We start from the raw sequence: 20,381 nt of genomic DNA, 5'->3' as shown, positions 1-20,381 counted from the left end.
TTCTTTGGTTTTTGAATGCGTATGAAATACCTAAATATTACATAGTAAGCTTTGATTAATTCAATACAGGTATTAGAGCCAGTCCTACTTGTTAACAATATTTTTATAATTATTTAGTAGCCAGACTCATGACAGATGAAATTGCATCGAGCGTTTGTTGGATTTCATCTTTAGCTAAAGTTGGATGCACTAAAAACACTAAAGAAGTTTCCCCCAGTTCTTTCGCATTGATCAGTCTTTCTTTAGGCCTAAATGCAGTATCACTAAAAGCCTTCTCTAAATATACCTCAGAACAAGACCCTGAATAACACGGCACACTTAATGCGCTTATCTCTGTAATAATTTTATCACGACTCCAGCCATTTTTTAATTCTTTTAATTCAATAAACACATAACATTTATAAGCAGCATGCTCAATATAATCAGGAATACTTGGTGTACGTAAACCTTTACACTTCTTAGTGTTATTCCATATTTTATTGGCGTTAATAAGGCGCTTAGTATGCCAGTCTGACATTCTTTTTAACTGAATTCTACCAATTGCTGCTTGCATTTCAGTCATGCGCCAATTACTTCCAAATGACTCATGTAACCATTTAAATCCTTCGGGATGCTCTCGTTCATACACAGCCTCATAACTCTTACCATGGTCTTTATATGCCCACATCTTGCGCCAAAAAGATTCATCATTAGTAGTAACTATGCCGCCCTCACCACCAGTAGTCATTATTTTATCTTGACAAAAACTCCAGCAACCAATATGTCCAATTGAACCAACCGATGTACCTTTGTATTTTGCTCCATGAGCTTGTGAACAATCTTCAATAACATATAAATTAAATTCACTAGCAATCTGCATTATTGCATCCATTTCACATGGCCAGCCTGCCAAATGAACACAAACTATTGCTTTAGTTTTATTTGTAATTACGGATCGAACAGACTCTGCTGTTATATTTTGAGTATCTAAATCTACATCAGCAAATATAGGCACCAACCCAGAGTTTACAATAGAGAAAATGGAGGCAACAAAGGTGCGCGAGGTCACAATCACTTCATCGCCAATGCTAATGTCCAAAGCTTTAAATGCAACGTCCAAAGCTAGAGTGCCATTTCCAAGAGCTACTGCATATTTAGCATCTGACCAAGCCGCAAACTCTTTTTCAAATTCACGACACTCGTTACCAGTCCAATAATTAACTTTATTGGATAGTAAAACAGATTGAACTGCATCAGCTTCCTCTTGGGTAAAAGATGGCCAAGGAGAAAATTGATTATTTATCATTATTCAATTTACGCAACACTTTAGCAGGGATGCCAAAAGCAACAACATTATCAGGAATATCTTTATTTACCAAACTGTGTGCACCAATTATCGAGTTTTCACCAATGGACACACCTGGAAGAATCGTTGAATGACTTCCTATCCGACAATTATGTTTTAATACAACCTTACCATAGGAATTATCAATAGAAGATGTCGAATAAATAGAGCAGTGTGACCCAATCTGCACCTCGTCTTCAATTACAACTCCATATTTGGCATTAATGTATGAAAAAGCACCAATATCGGTTTTGAACCCTAAATCTAAACCATCTATATTTTGCACAACCCAATTATATTTTGTGGGCTTCCCATCTTCAATATCTGGATACTTCCAATTAGAAAACCTATCAATTTCCATTATTACCCTTAAAGCGTTCTACTGTAGCATGATTAGCTTGATTTATTCCATTACCGGCAATCACTTTTCTTACTGTAAGCCATAATATCTTAATATCTAGCCAAATTGATTGATTATCGACATACCACACATCTAAATTAAATTTTTCATCCCAACTAATTGTATTGCGTCCATTAATCTGTGCCCAACCTGTAACTCCTGGCTTAACTTCATGACGTCTAGCCTGTTGAATAGAGTATAAAGGCAAATATTCTACCAATAATGGACGAGGTCCCACTAAACTCATATCACCTTTTAAAACATTCCATAAACTAGGCAACTCATCTAAACTCGTTGATCTTAAAAGTTTACCTAATTTAGTCATCCTAGATTCGTCAGATAGAAGCCTTCCATTTTTATCATAATCATTAGTCATTGTCCTAAATTTAAGCATTTTAAATATTTTTCCATTCAAACCTGGACGAGATTGTTGGAAAAATATTGGCAGTCCTAACTTACTTATTAGCACTAATGCAGTTAGCATTATTACAGGCAGCAGTATTATTAACCCAAAGAAAATCGTAACTAGATCAAATATACGCTTCATTTTTTCATGCCCAAGGCCAAATTAACCATAAAATCTTATAACCACTTTCTATTAAAATACTATTGAAACATTTTTAGATCAATATCTAACAAACTTTACCTGTTGGATGGCACCACCCAAAATCAACCACTATTTTGGCAGGGTTAACCGTATACAAAAATATTATAAGGGCATATATCAAAGAACTTTCTTAAATTCATTTTTTAACTCTTTCCAAAAATAATTTTGATCATATTTCTTTATGATCCTATCTCTGACATTATCTCGTATATATGAATAAAGTTTCTTATTAACTATCAGTTTTTCTATGCCTTCTTCTAAACTCTTTACATCTTTCTTTTTCACAAGTATGCCCGTTTCATTATTTTCAATAATTTCATTACATCCATTTATATCAGTTGCAAGCAAAGGTATACCAAAACTGCCAGCTTCAAGCAGTGAATTTGGTAAGCCTTCTCTGTATGATGGGAGGGTAAATAAATCTGTAATCCCTAAAAACTTTCTAATGTCATTTTTAAAACCTACAGTTATAATAGATTCAAATTCATCTATAAATTTCTTATTTTTTTTATTAATTGGATTTAAATCTTCTTCATAATCACCCACTAACAAAAGTTTTAAATTTGGGTATTTTTTTACAAGATTTATAAATGATTCTACCAATTCATTTATCCCTTTATCTTTTACAATTCTTCCAATAAATGTTATAACAAAGTCATCTTTCAATATATTATATTCACCTCTTATTTTAAGCTCCTCCTCTTTGTTATATTTATTTTTAAAGTACTTTGTATCGACGCCATTAATTGAACCTTGGCCTATTACAGTAATAGGTAATGAAGTTAAGTTGCTATTAATATGTTCTTTTAGTCCAAAGCTATTACAAAAAATCTTAGTGGAAAAAAAATATGTCAATCGCTCAGTAAACTTTAATAGAATAAGCTTTTTTCCATTAGCTTCCATCAATGGCATACCTACAACATTATGTATTCTTACTGGCACTCTGGCTAAAAAAGAAGCCATCATACCAAGGAGACCAGCTTTTGGAGTAAATGTATAAACAATATCAGGATTTTCATTTAAGATAAACTTGTAAAGCTTATATAATGCCCTTAAGTCCTGAAAAGGAGTTATTTTTCTAGACATGTCTACAGTCTTAACCTCCACCCCTTCAAACTCAGTTATTCTAGAATTTATATGAGAGTTAGATGTAACAAGTTTAACTTCATAAAACTCACTCAAATATTTAGCTTGGCCCTTAAGTAAAGTAGCTAAACTCATAGGTATTGTTGTAAGTATGAGAATCTTCCTCAAAAGCTTAACTCTTTTTTAACATAATCCTCTATTCTTAAAAATGATTCTTTATTTAGAAGTTCATTTAAGAGATTAATATTTGCAGTTGAAGTTTCTAATTCGTCTCTAAAAATATTATTGATTTTGATATTGATATTGTTTTGTTTTAAAAAATCAATTATGCTCTTAACAGAAGTTCCTATTCCCGTTCCAATGTTTATAAGTTTAATGCCCTCAACCTCTAAAAGTTTTTTATACACATCAACTACATCATCAATATGTATGAAATCTCTTATAGAATTCCCATAATTTACAATTGATATCTCTTTATTGTCTCTTATCGCAGAAATAAGCTTACTAATGATAGAGAACTTATCAAACCCTCCATACATATTAAATATTCTTACAATGGTATAGTTAATCTTGTTGTTTTCACAAAATTTTTCAATCATCTTTTCATTTGCAACTTTTAAAGAAGCATGCAAACTCGAGGGCATAATTTCATCAGTTTCAGTGCAAAATATATTATTGCCATACGCAGAACTACTGCTTGTATATATAATTTTATTTATATTTATATTAGCAACTAGGCAATAGTTTAATACTTTAGAGGTTACACCAATAGAATTCATTATGTATTCTTCAGTATTAAGCATTTCATTTAGTTTTACTGCTGGCTGAAAATTATTAAATATTAAATTCACCTCCTGCTCTTTATATTTAGATAATATATTTATATCAGACATAATATCTCTTGAAGATATAGCTGTTGAATTGTTTAATTTACCTATCAAATGATGTGATAAATTACTATTCTTGCCTATTATTATAGTCATATTTGTCGCCTCATCCTTTTATTGACAATCTACAATAGCTGGTATATAAAATATGTTGCCTGTAATTTTAAAGTAAAGAAATAAGCATTCTAAATTGAAATTAGTATAGCCAATCATTCAAAATCACTCAGGCAGATCCAATCATCTATTTAAGTTTAGATAGCTCCAAATTTTTTAGCAATAATTCTTACTATATTAAATAAACTACTCATTGAATAATGAAATAATGAAATATTATTATTTAATAAAAGACAGGAGAGCATATATAAACCTTTTCTATATCCTAAATCTAACCCTCTCTGTGAAATTGAACTATTATGAACCCTATAGTTAACAAGTATTTTTTGTTGAAATGTTATTTTTAAACTTTTTTGAGCCTCGATCCAAAAATACCAGTCCTCTAACGCAATTAAATTTTTATCTTCTGTAAATTTTATATTATTTGAATTTTTCATCATTACAGTGTTTATATTAATATAATTAGTATAAAAAAGTATATTTTCATTATTCATTATATATTTTAATTTATTAAAGACTCTAGAGTCTTTTGAGGGACCTTGCTGTTTACCATTTTTATCAATAATATTTGCCATTGCATAAACAATATCACAGTCATTATCTTTCATAAACTCTATCTGTTTTTCTAATTTATTTGCTAACCAAACATCATCTGAATCTAAAAAAGCAATATACTTACCTTTTGCATTTTCTAGACCTATATTCCTAGGTCTTGAGGGACCTCCAAAGTTTGTTTTAGATTCTATTAATTTGATTCGATTATCTTTACGCTCAAACTTTCTTACTATATCTCTACTCGAATCGGAAGAACAATCATCAACTATAATCATTTCCCAGTTTTCATAAGTTTGATTTATCACGCTTTTTACAGTTTCTTCAATATATTTTTCAGCATCATACAGTGAGGTTACAACTGAAACTATGGGCCTATCTTCTTCAAGCATTTTCATACTCCTCTAAACAATTTTATTAAAGCTAAACTTACTTTTCATCTGATACACAATAAACATACAAGCAAAAATAGAAAAATAACTTGGTATTCGCAAACGAACTGCTGTACCTAAATTATCATTTCCTAATACCCAAACGGTAGTGTAAATAATAAAAAATATCAGTAAGAAACTCGAAAACCTAGTCATAAATCTTATATTTTTAAGTAAATAGATAAATGCTATAATAAATGGAACAGACTCAAGAAGAAAAACTAGTACTGCAATAATATTTACCAGAAATAAACCAAACAACTGCCCAAAGAGACTGTACAAGTAATAAACAAGAAACATAATTGGATTTTTATCAAGCAACCCAATACCTAATGTTGAGCCTCCAGATTGAAACCCCGCTCTATAGTCAAGTATTGGGTCAATCACCCCGGTAACTTTAGCCAAAACCAATATCCCAAAATACAAAAATATCCATGACTTAATATACTTTTTAGTTTTAGAAAAAATCAAATAAACAAATGGTGTTACGCCTAGTGCAGCACCCAAATAAGGCCGCAGCATATATAAGAAGAAAGTCAAGCCCAAGAAAATAAGGAAATAGATGGTACTTCTTAGCAAATTAACCTCAAGGCTTTTTTTGTAAACCAATAAAGAGAGCAATAAAACACCAAACATAAAAACTTCACGATATACATCTAATGAATAGTAAAACAACGTTGGATAAAAAATAATCAAAAGAAATGATCCAGCTCTAACAGGTTTAATTATATTGGCTTGAACTTTTACAAGCTTGTAGAATAAATAAGGTAATAAAGTTATGGACATTACGAATAAAATTAGGCTAAATATATCTCGATTATATAAGCCAGAATCACTAAAGAATCGTAACAATACTGGCCAAAAACTACTGCCATCAGATACCTCAAAACTACCAAAGTTTATAGCATATCTATGGTAATAATCAGCATCACTTCCACCACCAAGATGAGCATCAGGGAAAAATACAATTAAATAGGTAAAGAGTAAAAATTTTAGCACTACAATAACAATAATTGACAACCAAAAAAGATTTGTTGATTTCAGTAATCGTGATAAAGTTAATTTAGAATTCATCGAGTACCAGCACCAAGCAATCTTTTTTTAAGGTCTAACCCAGATTGCCAATCCGAATTGCCACCAATCAAGAAGAAAGTATTCATTCTTTAATAACCTGCATGTATAAATCAATATAGTCCTTGGTCATTTTTTCTAAAGTAAATTTTTGAGAATGCTGATAAGACTTTTGAGCAATATAAGCCTGATCATTTTCTAAAGCATTAATGCATAATTTAATTTTATTAAGCCACTCACTAATCTCATTTGCATTTTTGACTAAAAAACAGGAATCAATAGAATCAGAAACAACCTCATTCAGGCCCTCTATATCAGATGCTATTACTGGTAATCCAGTTGACATGGCTTCAATTGCTACAAGACCAAACCCTTCAGATCTAGAGGGAACAAGCAGAATATCAGCGTTATGGTATTTTCCTTCTAACATGGAGCTCCAACCAGACATTACAACCTTATCTTGCAAACCAAGCGAAGCAATTAACTTTTCAAGCTCATGCCTTAAAGTGCCTTCACCTATAATTTCATATTGCCAATCAATATTCTCAAGTTGAGAGAGCGCTTTAATTGTTCTATCAAAACCTTTTTTAGATATCAAGGAGCCAACGGAAATAAATTTTATGCATTTGCCAAGTGGCTTTCTATCTTTAATAGGAAAAAAACGGGCGCCATTAACAATAGTAGAGATTTTATTAGACAAACTAAAGCCTATCCAATTTTGCAAACTATCTTTAACCCCTTCAGTAATAGTAATTACATGGGCATATCGATCATAAAATACTCTTTCAATATATTTTAAAAAAAAGTAATTTCTCCGGCTATTAAAAGTGGCATGCTCAGTAAAAATCAACTTCACCGGAAGCCCTAAACTTGCAAAGGGCACAAAAAACATTGGCCATGTTAAATGGGTATGAATAACCAAACTAGAAGATTCTGGTAATTCCGATAATTCTGACTTAAACAATTTTCTTAATTTAATTATTGCAAAAGGATTTCGATAATTCACATGTAAATTCAGTTCATAGTCAAAAAACTCGATTTTTTTTGCACATTCTGACGAATAATTAAAATATACCGCTTTACAGTTAACGCCCAAAGCATTTGTTCGTTGAGTTAATTCTCTTACTAGAGTTTCTGCACCACCACCACATGGAGATGTAATAACATGAATTACTTTAAGTTTATTTGAAATTTTAATATTTTTCATATACTTTATTAATCAGGAATGTATAGAACATTTTGCACTAAAATTCCTAGCTAATTGAACAGGATAAAGTGCATGTTTAATTAATTTTTATGCCACAAAAATATTATCTTAATACAGAATTAGAATCAGACGTCATTTTAATTACTCATTTTTTTTAAAATTTTAAACCAAAAGTAAGAAGTGGAAATAACATTAAAAAACCTGAAAATAAGAAATTTTGTTACAATTCTATATTTCCATTTTGAAATATTAGAAGTAAATGAACCTTGCTGTCTTATCCAATTAAACCACCACAAATATCTAGACAAAAAAACTGATTTTGATTCTCTATCAATTCCCTCTGAATAAGCATATCTTAGATACTTAAGTCTATGAGGAATAACTTCAGTAGCACTATCTCCCTTCAAGTGAACTCTATAATACATTAAAGCTTCTGGAATCCAAGCGATTGCTCCATAATCTAACAATGAAGCTAGTAAAGAAACATCAAGATGCTTCCCTGATATAAGAGATTTAAATGGTATTTTTTGTATAAATTTAGTCTTGTAGATATACCCTGGAAAAGGCGCTATCCCTCCATTACCAACAAGGTATTGTTGAAGAAAATCCTTCTTATTATCAAATTTTTTTATACTTTTGAAGTTATGCGTTTTTTTTGTAGCGTCACCAATTTTATTATTAAACGTCAGTGCATTACAACCCACTGCAGCGATAGAATCATTCAATATCAATGGAGTTATTTGCTTAATATAATCAGGGTGCAAAATATCGTCATCATGAAAAATTACTGCATATTTAGCATTTAGTTCAGAAATAACCACCTCATAATGAGCATTTCCTGATAACGGAGGCTCCCTTCTAATATATTTAATTTTATTGCTTTTTAAATAATATTTATTTATTAATTCATTTACATCGTCATTATCAGAATTATCAGAAATAATAATTTCGTAGTCTAGCCCAGGTTCATTTTGAGCTATTGCTGAATCAATTGAATTTTGAATAAGATCAACTCTATCTCTAGATAAAATAATAATTTGTAAAAAATCAGTCATTAAAAATGCCGTATCCGTGCTTCTAATCTTAAGCCTCGCCCTTTCAAATTTAGATATCTATTTTTCATCAAACACCTTTTTCCATTTGTCAACAATATCCTTATGGCTAAAGTTATTTTAAAAATTTTAATGCAATTTTAATAATACTAGCTGCATACTTATTATTATCAAGATTATCAATAACTAACCTTCCACGACGAATCAACTCTTCCTGTAAGGATGAGTCACTTAACACTTTCTGAATTTTATTTTCAATATCTTTAGTATCTTTTGGGTTGAATAATAAAGCCCCCCATTTGTTTGCTCAGGCAAAGCAACCACATTGGAAGAACAAACTGGAACCCCTATAGAGAATGCCTCATATATAGGAATACTGATACTTTCAAATAATGAAGGCATAATGAGTAATTTAGACATCTTATAGATATACGGCATGTTATTCTTATCTACATAGCCTAAATGTAACACCTTATCTTCAACATTCAAAAGTTTGATAGTTTCAATAACACGCCAATAGTTATTTTCCTTCACTCCAGTTATTACTAAATGCAACTCTGGATTCTTTTTTATTAGTTCAGAAAATGCATGTATTAACCTAATATGGTTTTTATGCATCCATAATTGAGCTGGATAAAAAATATATTGATCTGGAAGGGAATATTTCAATTTTACATTAGAGGCTTCATTCTTGTAAAAATAAAAATCACTAAACAGTTTTGCTGGTGGAGATGGAACGACACTAACCATGGACTCTTCTGTTTTTAAAAAATTCAAAATATCTTCTTTTACATAATTAGACTCACATATGATGTGTTGTGCAGAATTTGACAGTGTTTTTTTCATCAGCCATCTAGTTATTCTATCAACTTTTGAAAAATTTTTTGGATAGTATCTTTCTTGAAAGTCATGTAATGTAAATACAAATGGAGTATCAAGATAAAAATTTGGATATAAAGATATGGTTGGATTGAAAAATAGATCTATCCCATTAAACTTTAGAATTTCATCCTTACTTAGCCCCCATTTTTTTTTTAAATTAAAAAAAAGCTGTGCCATAATAATACTTTTTTTAAAATATCCAGTATTTGGTTTTTTAACAACTCTAACTTCTGCATTCCCAGAATCAAAAGTACAATCTTTAAAAGTAAACACTACCAACTTATAATTTTCACCACTACCTTCATTAAGAGCATCTATTAATGTTTGAGTATATTGCAATACGCCCCCAGTATGTATACTGGAGAAAGCAAGAACCCCTACTTTTTTCACTTAATCTTCCATCTAATTTTCATTGAATGCGCTAAAAGACTAGGGTTTAAATTTAGTGTATATTTATTTGCAATAAGCTTCGTTAAAATTTTTAGTAATAAATTTTTTCCACCATAACCTGTGACCTGGTATTCAACTTTATCTACTTTTAATCCTAAATTGTTACCCATTTCAAATACTTCTTTAGGTCTAAAAAATCTAATATGATCATAGTTATAGCTTCTAAATTTCTCATAGTTTTCCCTTCCATAGCATAGATTGTCCATACTAATTACGCTTCCTGTAAATAGAATTTTAAACCTGTCAACTATATCAAAATATAATGGGATAGTTGCTATTATATATCCATCTTCAGTAGTAATTTTTTTTGACTCTTTTAATAACAAATAAGGATCAAAAAGATGCTCTAAGATATCAAGAAGTAACACAACTTCAAACTTTTCTTTTATATTTAATTCTTTGGTTATATCACATTCAATAACATTGAAATTCTTTTTCTTGAGACTTGCAATTGCTTCTTGATTTATTTCCACACCAGAAACATGAAAACCTTTTTTAATTAAATTATGACAAACACCCCCATGCCCACAACCTATATCAAGTATTTTTTCATGTCCATTTAATTTTGGCAAAAAAGACTCTATCTTTGTAAAGTTATTTCCAAGTTCATCTAGCCTTGAAAGCTCTTTATAAAAACCGTTATAATAATCTTGCATAGTGAATTTAGGAGTTATATCTTTGAATTATAGAGACTATTTTATTATTTTTTATTGTAATAGCTTTTTTAAATTTTTGCATACATAACCTACCTCTTCTTTTGTAATATCAAAAAAACTAGGTAAATTTAATCCAGTTTTTGATGCTAAGTGTGCAATCTTTGTATCATTTGATTTGTACATTGGCATATCAGAGACTGGATAAAAAAATGGTCTAGAATCAATTCCAGAAGCCTTAAGAGCTTCAATTAGAGAATCTCTTTTTTCTTCATCAAAGCCATTAATTTCTATGCAGACAACCCAATAAACATTTTTATATCCTTCACTTTCAAAGTTTAGTTTGATTTTTGATTCATTATGCAGTTGTTGTTCATACCACTGAAATATTTTCTTTTTTTTATCAAGTATTTCATTAATTCTTTCTAATTGAGCAACACCCATTGCCGCCTGTAAATTTGTCATTCTATAATTAAAACCAACCTCTTCATGCCAGTACCTTTTATCTGAATCCATAGCATGATCTCTTAAATACTTTAGCCTATCATAAATATTTTTATCGTTAGTAGTAACCATTCCGCCTTCACCAGTTGTTAAAACTTTATTGCCATAAAAGCTAAACGTACCTGCATGACCAATCCCACCAACCTTAATACCATTAATTTCAGCTCCATGCGCTTCTGCAGCATCTTCAATAACTATAAGATTATGATTTCTAGCAATTTCATTTAATTCTATCATAGCAGCAGGATGGCCATAAAGATGGACAGGTATTATTGCTTTTGTATTTTTAGTGATGGCTTTCTTAACTTCATCTTCATTAATACACAAGGTGTCCTTATCAATATCAACTGTAATAACTTTAGCGCCAGAATATTTGACTGCATTCGCAGTAGCAATAAATGTAAGGTCTGGAATTATTACTTCGTCTCCAGGCCCTATTCCAAATGATACTAAAGCTAGGTGTAATGCAGCAGTTCCGTTTGAGGTGGTTACTGCATATTTTGTACCGCAATAATCAGCAAAATTTTTTTCAAAAATATCAATATACTTACCAAGCGAAGAAACCCATCCAGATTTTACTGCGTCCAAAACATACTCTATCTCTTTTTGAGAAATACTGGGCTTAGATATTGGTATAGAATTCATTTTGATAACCTATCTTCCTTCAGATACCAGTCATAAGTCTTTTTAAGTCCTTCTTTCAAATCTACACTATACTTCCAACCCATATTAGATAAACGTGATGTATCAATCAATTTTCTTAGCGCACCATCTGGTTTTTTTGTATCAAAAATCAATCTTCCTTTAAAGCCAATTACTTGCTTCAGCATCTGCGCCATATCTCTAATAGTTACATCTTTACCAGTACCAACATTGATATGTGACAGCATTGGTTGAACATTACCTTGATAAGTATCCTCATCTAGCTCCAATATAAACAGGGAGGCTTTTGCCATATCATCTACAAATAAGAATTCTCTCAGGGCATTACCCGTCCCCCATACTACTACCTCAGGATCATTATTGACCTTTGCCTTATGGAACCTTTGCATTAGTGCGGGAATAACATGTGAGTCGTCTGGATGAAAGTTATCATTTATGCCATATAAGTTAGTTGGCATAGCTGATCTAAAATCTGTACCGTGCTGACGATTATACGATTCACATAGCTTAATACCTGCAATCTTGGCTACAGCGTATGGCTCATTGGTTGGCTCTAGTAAATCAGTCAATAATGCATCTTCACTCATAGGTTGTTTAGCTATTTTAGGATAGATACAGGTACTGCCTAAAAATAGTAAACGCTTAACCTTGTTCTCATATGCCGAGTTAATAACATTAACTTCTATCATCATGTTTTGATAAATAAAGTCTGCAGGATAAGTGTTATTCGCATGAATGCCTCCCACTTTAGCAGCAGCTAAAATAACATAGTCGGGCTTTTCTTGTATGAAGAAGTTTTGCACTTTTGCTTGATTGGTAAGATCAAGTTCTTTATGCGTGCGCATAATAAGATTAGTAAAACCTCTTAACTTTAATTGCCTGACAATAGCAGAGCCTACCAAGCCCCTGTGTCCTGCAATATAGATTTTATCGTTAAGATTCATTAATAGTTTACTTGTGCTTATTCTACTCGTTAAAGTTTGGCACTTTAAAACCGTGTTTTTTAACTAATGAATCACGCTTAGCAATGTTTATATCATTTTCCATCATCTCATGTACCATCTCTTCAAAAGTTATTTTTGGTTCCCAGCCTAGTTTTTCTTTAGCTTTAGACGGATCACCTAATAATGTTTCAACTTCAGTTGGACGGAAGTAACGCTGATCAACTGCTACGAGTAAATTGCCAGTTTCACTGTCATAACCTTTTTCATCCATGCCTTCACCTTCCCAACGAATAGACCTATCTAGATGACCCCAGGCAAAGTTGACAAAGTCACGAACTGAGAATTGTTGGCCTGTGGCAATACAAAAATCATCTGGCTCATCTTGTTGAAGCATTAGCCATTGCATTTCAACGTAATCTTTGGCATGACCCCAGTCTCTCTTGGCATTCATATTGCCAAGATAGACTGTTTCTTGCAAGCCTAAGGAGATACGTGCAAGCGCGCGGGTTATTTTACGGGTAACAAAAGTTTCACCGCGAACTGGTGATTCATGATTAAACAAAATTCCGTTACAGGCATAAATACCATATGCTTCACGATAGTTAATGGTAATCCAATAAGCATATAGTTTTGCTGCAGCATATGGAGAGCGCGGATAGAATGGTGTAGTCTCTTTTTGCGGGATTTCTTGTACTTCCCCATATAGTTCTGAAGTAGAGGCTTGATAGAAACGGGTTTTCTTCTCTAAACCCAAGATACGAATAGCTTCTAGAATACGGAGCGCCCCAAGACCAACTGTATCTGCTGTATATTCTGGAGTTTCAAATGAGACTGCAACGTGGGATTGTGCACCAAGGTTGTAGATCTCATCAGGTTGGATTTGTTGAATAGTACTTACCAAACTCATTGAATCAGACAGATCACCATAGTGGAGTATTAATTTACGCCCTATCTCGTGAGGATCTTGGTATAGATGATCAATACGATCAGTATTAAATGATGAAGAGCGACGTTTAATTCCATGTACCTCATAACCCTTATCTAGTAAGAATTCTGCTAAGTAGGCACCATCTTGTCCAGTGATACCAGTTATTAATGCTACTTTATTATTTATCATATTTAACTTTAAAATAATTCTTATACGTATTTATGTACTTGTTTACTTATTAACAACTCATCAATAGTTAACCATTGATATTTATTATGTTGTTCAGCAGACGGATTAGGTATTTCTTCTATTTCAACCTCATAAGACAAATTAACATAGTGTTGATATATGCAGATAAACACCGTCACTATAAAAATGTTCAAATACAACTATCAACCTATAAACCTAGGCGATAATTTTAACTCAATATTTAGTGCATTTTGACTATAAAATTTTTTTCATCTAACTTTAATCTTTGACTCTACCGTACACATCTTCATATCTGACAATGTCATCTTCACCTAGGTAGAAGCCGCTCTGCACTTCGATAACTTCTAGGGGCTCGTTGGTTTGGTTTTCTAAAGCGTGGATAGTACATATTGGGATGTAGGTAGATTCGCCCTTGTTAAGGGTAAATGTTTGCTCACCACTAGTAACGGTTGCCGTGCCAATAACAACTACCCAATGCTCTGCTCGTTTATGGTGCATTTGTAGTGAAAGCTTAGAACCGGGCTTAACTCGTAACCTTTTTACTTGGAAATGTTCACCTGATTCAATAGAATCGTACCACCCCCAAGGGCGGTAAACTTTTCGGTGTGTGGTAAACTCGCCCCGTCCACTGGCTTTTATGGATTCAACAATACTCTTTACTTCATGAGCTTTGTCTTGTGTGGCAATAAAGGTTGCATCAGGTGTATCTATAATAATTAGATTATCTATACCTATAGCTACCAACATATGCTGGTTAGCGTTGATGTAGGAATTGGTGACATCTTGAGTAATAACATCACCTTTAAAGACGTTACCTTGACTATCTTTTGTACCAATATCATATAGTGCTGGCCATGAACCAATATCACTCCACTGAGCATCCAGTGGAACAACCACTACATTGTTAGATTTTTCCATAAGAGCATAGTCGATAGAGTCCGATGGAGATGACTCAAAATCTTGTTTTTCTAGGCGAATAAAGTCTAGATCTTGTAGGGCATTATTAACAGAATTATTAACAGATGTAACGATATTAGGAGCATATCTTGTTAGCTCATCAATAAAGGTTTGTGCTTTGAACATGAACATACCAGAGTTCCAAAGATAACTACCTTGCTCTAAGTAAAATTGAGCGGTTTTTAGATCTGGTTTTTCGACAAACTCTTCAGCCTTGTGTGCGCCATTGTTATTCTCTTTTGATGATTTAATATAACCATAGCCAGTATTTGCATCAGTTGGTACAATGCCAAAAGTAGCTAGCTTACCACCCTGAGCTTGAAGACTTGCTATGTCAATAGCTTCATGAAAAGCACCAACATCTTGAATGACATGGTCGGCTGATAAAACTAGCAATATCGGATCCTCTAAATCTTTTAAAGATTGTAATGCTGCTGCTGCTATTGCGGGAGCAGTATTCCTGCCAACAGGCTCTAATAATATTGTTGGATTTTTAATGCCAATTTGCTGACACTGCTCTGCGACTAAAAAGCGATGACCTGCATTACAAATGATAATCGGGTCTGAAAGACTATCTAATCCGTTAAGACGCAGGATGGTTTCTTGCAGCATAGTGTTATCCCCCACCAGCGGTAAATATTGCTTAGGGTGTTCTTCGCGAGATAGCGGCCAAAGGCGCGTACCTGAGCCACCTGATAGAATAACTGGAATTATTTTAGACAATGCCTACCCCTTCAGTTGCCAAACATTAAAAATGACACCAACTATTAATTCTTAACTCTTCAATATAATCTTTAACACTTATGCTACACTTCCACCCCAAAGCTTCTGTCTTAGAGCTTATAACATCAGCTGTCATTCTATTACCTTTTCTTTCGGGCAACATTTGTACTTGTCCACCATATATTGTGGCTATATCAAGAACACTAAAAGCCTCACTACTCCCTATTCCAAACTCATCACCATATCCATTTTTGCCTACTAAAACGAGTCCGTTAGTAATGTCATCGATATGTGTAAAATTTCTTTTTTGAGTTCCTGGACTTACCACTGTAAGCGGCTCATTGTTTTTCATTTTTTCTTTAAATAGCGCTATTAATGTTGCATATTTTCCCATTTGTATTTCTCTAGGTCCATATACATTATAAAAATATGTAATTGCATAAGGCACATTAAACCAATTACCATAGTTCATTACAAGCTCTGTATTTGTAGCTTTTGACCATGCGTAGGGGCTAGCACTTCGACCTAATCCTTCGTCTCCAAATTTTGAAGAACTTCCAGCATAAAGAATTTTACACCCAGCTTTTCGTACAAACTCTAAAACTGCAAAGATTCCATCTTTATTGTATTGCCAAACTTTTTCTACATCATCAAAACTTTGTTCAACTCTACTATATTCACCCAAATGATAAACCATATCAGGATCAAAAGAAATTAAAGTGGATATATCTAATGTATTACCTTTTATGTAAGTTACATTTTCTACGTGATTATCTGCACTTCCAGTAAAATAATTATCTAAAGAATACACCTCATTATTATCATTTTTAGTAAGTCTTTCACAAAGATGAGAGCCGACAAACCCTGCTCCACCTGTGACTAATATTTTTTTTTTATTCATTACATGTCACCTCTAAATATATCTCTGGTATATACTTTATCCATTACATCTTCTAAAGTTTCATCTAGTCGATTTGCAACTATTATGTGAGATACAGATTTAAACTTTACAATATCTTTTATCACTTCTAAACCTTCAAAGCTGCCCTCTTCAAGAACTGGCTCATAGATTACTACCTCTATATTTTTAACTTTGATTTTTTTTATAATATCTTGAATGGAGGAGCTTCTAAAATTATCTGATCCTGACTTGAAAAGTAATCTATATATGCCAACCACTTTAGGATTTGTAGATAATATTTGACTTGCAATAAACTCTTTTCTTGTTTCATTTGAATCTACTATTGCACTAATTAAATTATTTGGAATGTTTTTAAAGTTTTCTTTTAATTGCTTTGTATCTTTGGGAAGGCAGTATCCACCATAACCAAAAGAAGGGTTATTATAATGCGTGCCTATTCTTGAATCTAATCCTACACCATTGATAATATCCTTAGTGTTTAAACGATATTTTTCAGTAAAAGAATCTAGCTCATTAAAGTATGCAACTCTCATTGCAAGATATACATTGGAAAATAGCTTTATAGCTTCCGCTTCTGTCGAATCCGTATATAAAACAGATACATCTTTCTTGATAGCGCCTCTTATTAGAAGTCCAGCAAACATAACAGCTCTATCAGATCTTTCACCTACAATTATTCTACTTGGATATAAATTGTCATGTAAGGCGCGACCCTCTCTTAGGAATTCTGGGGAAAATATTATATTATCTGCATTGAATTTTTTTCTTACAGCTTTAGTATATCCAACTGGCACAGTGGACTTTATGATTATAGTTGTATTTAGATTTATCGCTAGAATATCTGTTAGAGCAGATTCTATTGATTCTGTATCAAAATGGTTTGTTGCTGGATTATAGTTCGTAGAAGTTGAGATGATAACAAAATCTGCATTTTTATACGCTACTTGCTTATCTAAAGTAGCTGAGAAGTTTAAGTCATCTTTCTTTAAATATTCACTAATTTTTTTATCTTCTATTGGAGATATTTTATTTTGAAGCATCTTTACTTTTTCTGGAATTATATCAAGAGCTATTACTTCATTGTGTTGAGCTAAAAGAACAGCATTTGAGAGTCCCACATATCCAATTCCTACTATTGTTATTTTCACTATTTTATTTCCTTTGTAAATTACATCATCCTAATTCTCTTCAAGAGAATCTATTAATGGCTCTTATCATCTTTTAGTAGCTATTACTTATAAGTCAGATTTTAGGTTACTGGTTTCATCGCTTAGTATAGCAAGTTCCTTAGTCTTTGTTTTTAAAAATGAGGCTGCTAGTGTTAAATGAATGGACACATTTTAATAGTCAGCTTTGTGAAAACTATTAACTACCAATTTTACTAACCACAACTAAGTGGAAAAAGGTCTTCAATCATAAACATATTGGTGGATATATGTTTTAATGAGTAGCGATCATTTTCCTTTTTTATTTTTCTTAGTTATGCTCTATAATTATAGAAGACTATCAATACAAACAGATGAATAGCATTATCGACTCCAATACAAAAAATTTGCTCTACACTATTGGTGAGAATTTTACTACTTATAACCTCTCCTGCAGTTTAGAGCCCTTAACCCCAACCAAGCTATGAATATTATTTGTATGAAATGGGGTGACAAGTTCACAGTAGAGTATGTAAACCGTCTTTATGCAATGGTGTCTCGAAATATGGACTCCAAGTTCAGATTTATATGCTTCACTGAAAATAGCTTAGGTATTAGGCCAGAAGTAGAGGTACAAGAACTCCCAGAGCTAGCTCTCCCTTCTGAATCACCTGAGCGCGGCTGGAGGAAACTTACTGTATTTAAAAAAAATTTTGGTGGACTTTCTGGGCCAACACTTTTTCTTGACTTAGATGTTGTAATTGTTGGGAACCTAGATATATTCTTTAGTCAGCCTGGTGATTTTTTGATTGCACGTGACAAAAAGAATACAAAAAAGAGGGAGGGGAACTCCTCAGTATTTCGATTTGAAATTGGAAAATACCCACAAATTTTGGACTACTTTGAGGAGAACTCTGAGCAAGTAAAGAATGAGGTGCGTCATGAACAAGCTTATCTATCACGTGAACTTGATAAGCTCGGTAAATTAGAGTTTTGGAATGAAAGCTGTGTCCCGAGCTTCAAGTATAATTGCTGTCCATCTTGGATTAAATCATGGGTCTTAGCTCCCTCAATACCTAAGGGGGCTCGAGTTATTTTGTTTCATGGCCTACCTAACCCTCCTGAGGCAATTATAGGTCGCAGTGGAAAATGGTATCGGCACATTCAACCATCTCCATGGATTAAAGACTATTGGACAACTAATGAGTAAAACACACAAATCTGCAATGAAAGGGATTATATTGGCTGGTGGCTCTGGTACTAGGCTATATCCCATTACCAAATCCATATCTAAGCAATTAATGCCCATTTATGATAAGCCAATGATTTATTACCCGCTGTCAGTTTTAATGTTGGCTGGCATAAAAGAAGTCTTGATTATTTCTACTCCTGAAGACTTACCAAACTTTAAACAACTTCTTGGTAGTGGTGTTGATATTGGTATGAAATTTTGCTATGTAGCTCAACCTTCTCCTGACGGACTGGCTCAAGCATTTATCTTGGGCAAAGATTTTATTGGTGATGACGATGCCTGTTTAATTCTGGGTGATAACATTTATTATGGCCATGGTTTGACTGGTATGCTGGCTAATGCTATTTCAAATGCTAAAGATAAAAATATGGCTACTGTGTTTGGTTATCATGTTAAAGATCCTGAGCGCTATGGTGTCGTTGATTTTGATGCCAATGGCAAAGCACTCACCATTGAAGAGAAGCCAGAAAATTCTAAAAGTAACTACGCAGTAACTGGTCTTTACTTCTACCCTAATGACGTTGTTAAAAAAGCTGTAGAAGTTATTCCATCTGACAGGGGTGAGTTAGAAATTACCTCAGTTAATCAGATGTACTTAAATGAAGAACGTCTTAGCGTTGAACTAATGGGCAGAGGATACGCTTGGCTAGATACAGGGACTCATGAGAGCTTATTAGAGGCCTCAACCTTTATAGAAATCATCGAGAGAAGACAGGGCTTAAAAGTAGCTTGTATCGAAGAGATTGCTTATGAAAAAGGCTATATTAATAAAGCACAACTCATTAAATTAGCCCAACCCATTGCTAAGAACCAATATGGCCAATACTTAATTAAGTGTGCAGAGGAAGGGAATTGAACTTTATTCCTCAGTCAATTTCAGATGTGTTACTGATTGAACCCACTGTGCATAGTGATGATAGGGGCTACTTTATAGAAACTTTTAGACAAGACCTGCTTGAAGATGCCATTGGATACAAAGTTAACTTTGTGCAGGATAATGAATCTAAATCTACTAAAGGTGTAATTCGAGGCCTTCACTATCAACTAACGCCATATACACAAGCTAAACTCGTTAGAGTAATTGATGGAAGTGTATTGGATATATCAGTTGATATACGCAAATCAAGCCCTACCTTTGGCCAGCATGTATCTATTGAGCTTACAGCACAGAGTAAATATCAACTATTTATACCACGGGGCTTTGCCCATGGCTTTGTGGCACTTACTGATACCGCAACATTTTCATACAAGGTAGATAATTACTATTCAAATAAACATGAAAGTGGTATCTCTTTTGATGACAAACAGCTAAATATTAACTGGGGCTTGCCTTATGAATTATTACAAATTTCAGACAAAGATAGTCAGCTACCTTCGTTAGATAAGATAAAAAAAACTTATTTAATAAAAAAATAAG

At 32.8% G+C, this 20,381-nt stretch carries 20 protein-coding genes; 3 read left to right on the top strand and 17 right to left on the bottom strand.

Annotated elements, in window-relative coordinates:
- Positions 1–109 precede the first annotated feature (109 nt).
- The 17 genes from ABXT44_RS01670 to ABXT44_RS01590 form a co-directional block, all read right to left on the bottom strand.
- Positions 110–1,285, bottom strand: coding sequence for a DegT/DnrJ/EryC1/StrS family aminotransferase (locus ABXT44_RS01670; RefSeq protein WP_416687604.1), 1,176 nt, complete (start codon positions 1,283–1,285; stop codon positions 110–112).
- Positions 1,275–1,685, bottom strand: a complete 411-nt coding sequence (locus ABXT44_RS01665) for an acyltransferase (RefSeq protein ID WP_416687602.1) — start codon at positions 1,683–1,685, stop codon at positions 1,275–1,277. The genes ABXT44_RS01670 and ABXT44_RS01665 overlap by 11 nt, the downstream gene beginning before the upstream one ends.
- Positions 1,675–2,271, bottom strand: coding sequence for a sugar transferase (locus ABXT44_RS01660; protein ID WP_416687600.1), 597 nt, complete (start codon positions 2,269–2,271; stop codon positions 1,675–1,677). Before ABXT44_RS01660 ends, ABXT44_RS01665 begins: the two co-directional genes overlap by 11 nt.
- Before the next feature lie 177 nt (positions 2,272–2,448).
- The gene (locus tag ABXT44_RS01655; RefSeq protein WP_416687598.1) at positions 2,449–3,552 is read right to left on the bottom strand and encodes a glycosyltransferase family 4 protein; all 1,104 of its coding nucleotides are present in this window, start codon (positions 3,550–3,552) and stop codon (positions 2,449–2,451) included.
- 29 nt (positions 3,553–3,581) lie between these two features.
- Positions 3,582–4,400: an NAD-dependent epimerase/dehydratase family protein gene (locus ABXT44_RS01650; protein ID WP_416687596.1), complete on the bottom strand. Its 819-nt coding sequence runs from the start codon at positions 4,398–4,400 to the stop codon at positions 3,582–3,584.
- Positions 4,401–4,555: 155 nt separating this feature from the next.
- Positions 4,556–5,362 carry a glycosyltransferase family 2 protein gene (locus ABXT44_RS01645; protein ID WP_416687593.1) on the bottom strand — a complete coding sequence of 269 codons (807 nt, stop codon included), beginning with the start codon at positions 5,360–5,362 and terminating at the stop codon, positions 4,556–4,558.
- A gap of 12 nt (positions 5,363–5,374) precedes the next feature.
- Complete coding sequence (locus ABXT44_RS01640; protein ID WP_416687591.1) at positions 5,375–6,475, bottom strand: hypothetical protein; 1,101 nt, start codon at positions 6,473–6,475, stop codon at positions 5,375–5,377.
- A gap of 82 nt (positions 6,476–6,557) precedes the next feature.
- A complete protein-coding gene (locus ABXT44_RS01635) occupies positions 6,558–7,679 on the bottom strand; it encodes a glycosyltransferase (protein ID WP_416687589.1) in 1,122 nt (373 codons plus the stop codon).
- Positions 7,680–7,816: 137 nt separating this feature from the next.
- Positions 7,817–8,734 (bottom strand): glycosyltransferase family A protein, encoded by a 918-nt coding sequence (locus ABXT44_RS01630; protein WP_416687586.1) that lies wholly within the window; start codon positions 8,732–8,734, stop codon positions 7,817–7,819.
- A 228-nt stretch (positions 8,735–8,962) separates the two neighbouring features.
- Complete coding sequence (locus ABXT44_RS01625) at positions 8,963–10,003, bottom strand: glycosyltransferase family 4 protein (protein WP_416687583.1); 1,041 nt, start codon at positions 10,001–10,003, stop codon at positions 8,963–8,965.
- Positions 10,000–10,719, bottom strand: a complete 720-nt coding sequence (locus tag ABXT44_RS01620; RefSeq protein WP_416687582.1) for a class I SAM-dependent methyltransferase — start codon at positions 10,717–10,719, stop codon at positions 10,000–10,002. Before ABXT44_RS01620 ends, ABXT44_RS01625 begins: the two co-directional genes overlap by 4 nt.
- Positions 10,720–10,770: 51 nt before the next feature.
- Entirely contained in the window at positions 10,771–11,865 is a 1,095-nt protein-coding gene (locus tag ABXT44_RS01615) for a DegT/DnrJ/EryC1/StrS family aminotransferase (protein ID WP_416687580.1), read from the bottom strand.
- Positions 11,862–12,827, bottom strand: coding sequence for a GDP-L-fucose synthase (gene fcl, locus ABXT44_RS01610; protein ID WP_416687578.1), 966 nt, complete (start codon positions 12,825–12,827; stop codon positions 11,862–11,864). Before fcl ends, ABXT44_RS01615 begins: the two co-directional genes overlap by 4 nt.
- Before the next feature lie 22 nt (positions 12,828–12,849).
- The gene (gene gmd / locus ABXT44_RS01605) at positions 12,850–13,944 is read right to left on the bottom strand and encodes a GDP-mannose 4,6-dehydratase (RefSeq protein ID WP_416687575.1); all 1,095 of its coding nucleotides are present in this window, start codon (positions 13,942–13,944) and stop codon (positions 12,850–12,852) included.
- Positions 13,945–14,223: 279 nt separating this feature from the next.
- Positions 14,224–15,636 carry a mannose-1-phosphate guanylyltransferase/mannose-6-phosphate isomerase gene (locus ABXT44_RS01600; RefSeq protein WP_416688395.1) on the bottom strand — a complete coding sequence of 471 codons (1,413 nt, stop codon included), beginning with the start codon at positions 15,634–15,636 and terminating at the stop codon, positions 14,224–14,226.
- 34 nt (positions 15,637–15,670) lie between these two features.
- Entirely contained in the window at positions 15,671–16,546 is an 876-nt protein-coding gene (locus ABXT44_RS01595; RefSeq protein WP_416687572.1) for an NAD-dependent epimerase/dehydratase family protein, read from the bottom strand.
- Positions 16,546–17,715, bottom strand: a complete 1,170-nt coding sequence (locus tag ABXT44_RS01590) for a nucleotide sugar dehydrogenase (protein ID WP_416687571.1) — start codon at positions 17,713–17,715, stop codon at positions 16,546–16,548. The genes ABXT44_RS01595 and ABXT44_RS01590 overlap by 1 nt, the downstream gene beginning before the upstream one ends.
- 481 nt (positions 17,716–18,196) lie before the next feature.
- Here ABXT44_RS01590 and ABXT44_RS01585 point away from each other — a divergent pair, with 481 nt between their 5' ends.
- Genes ABXT44_RS01585 through rfbC form a run of 3 tightly spaced genes read left to right on the top strand, consistent with a single transcriptional unit; the run spans position 18,197 to position 20,380 of the window.
- A complete protein-coding gene (locus tag ABXT44_RS01585; RefSeq protein WP_416687568.1) occupies positions 18,197–18,922 on the top strand; it encodes a glycosyltransferase in 726 nt (241 codons plus the stop codon).
- A 16-nt stretch (positions 18,923–18,938) separates the two neighbouring features.
- Complete coding sequence (rfbA, locus tag ABXT44_RS01580) at positions 18,939–19,820, top strand: glucose-1-phosphate thymidylyltransferase RfbA (protein WP_416688392.1); 882 nt, start codon at positions 18,939–18,941, stop codon at positions 19,818–19,820.
- A complete protein-coding gene (gene rfbC / locus ABXT44_RS01575; RefSeq protein WP_416687565.1) occupies positions 19,817–20,380 on the top strand; it encodes a dTDP-4-dehydrorhamnose 3,5-epimerase in 564 nt (187 codons plus the stop codon). The genes rfbA and rfbC overlap by 4 nt, the downstream gene beginning before the upstream one ends.
- Position 20,381 lies beyond the last annotated feature (1 nt).

This window comes from Candidatus Pseudothioglobus sp. Uisw_041 (assembly GCF_048087625.1).
Lineage (GTDB): Bacteria > Pseudomonadota > Gammaproteobacteria > PS1 > Pseudothioglobaceae > Pseudothioglobus.
The sequence above is the reverse complement of the archived record's forward strand: the minus strand, read 5'-3'. Positions and strand labels throughout refer to the sequence as shown.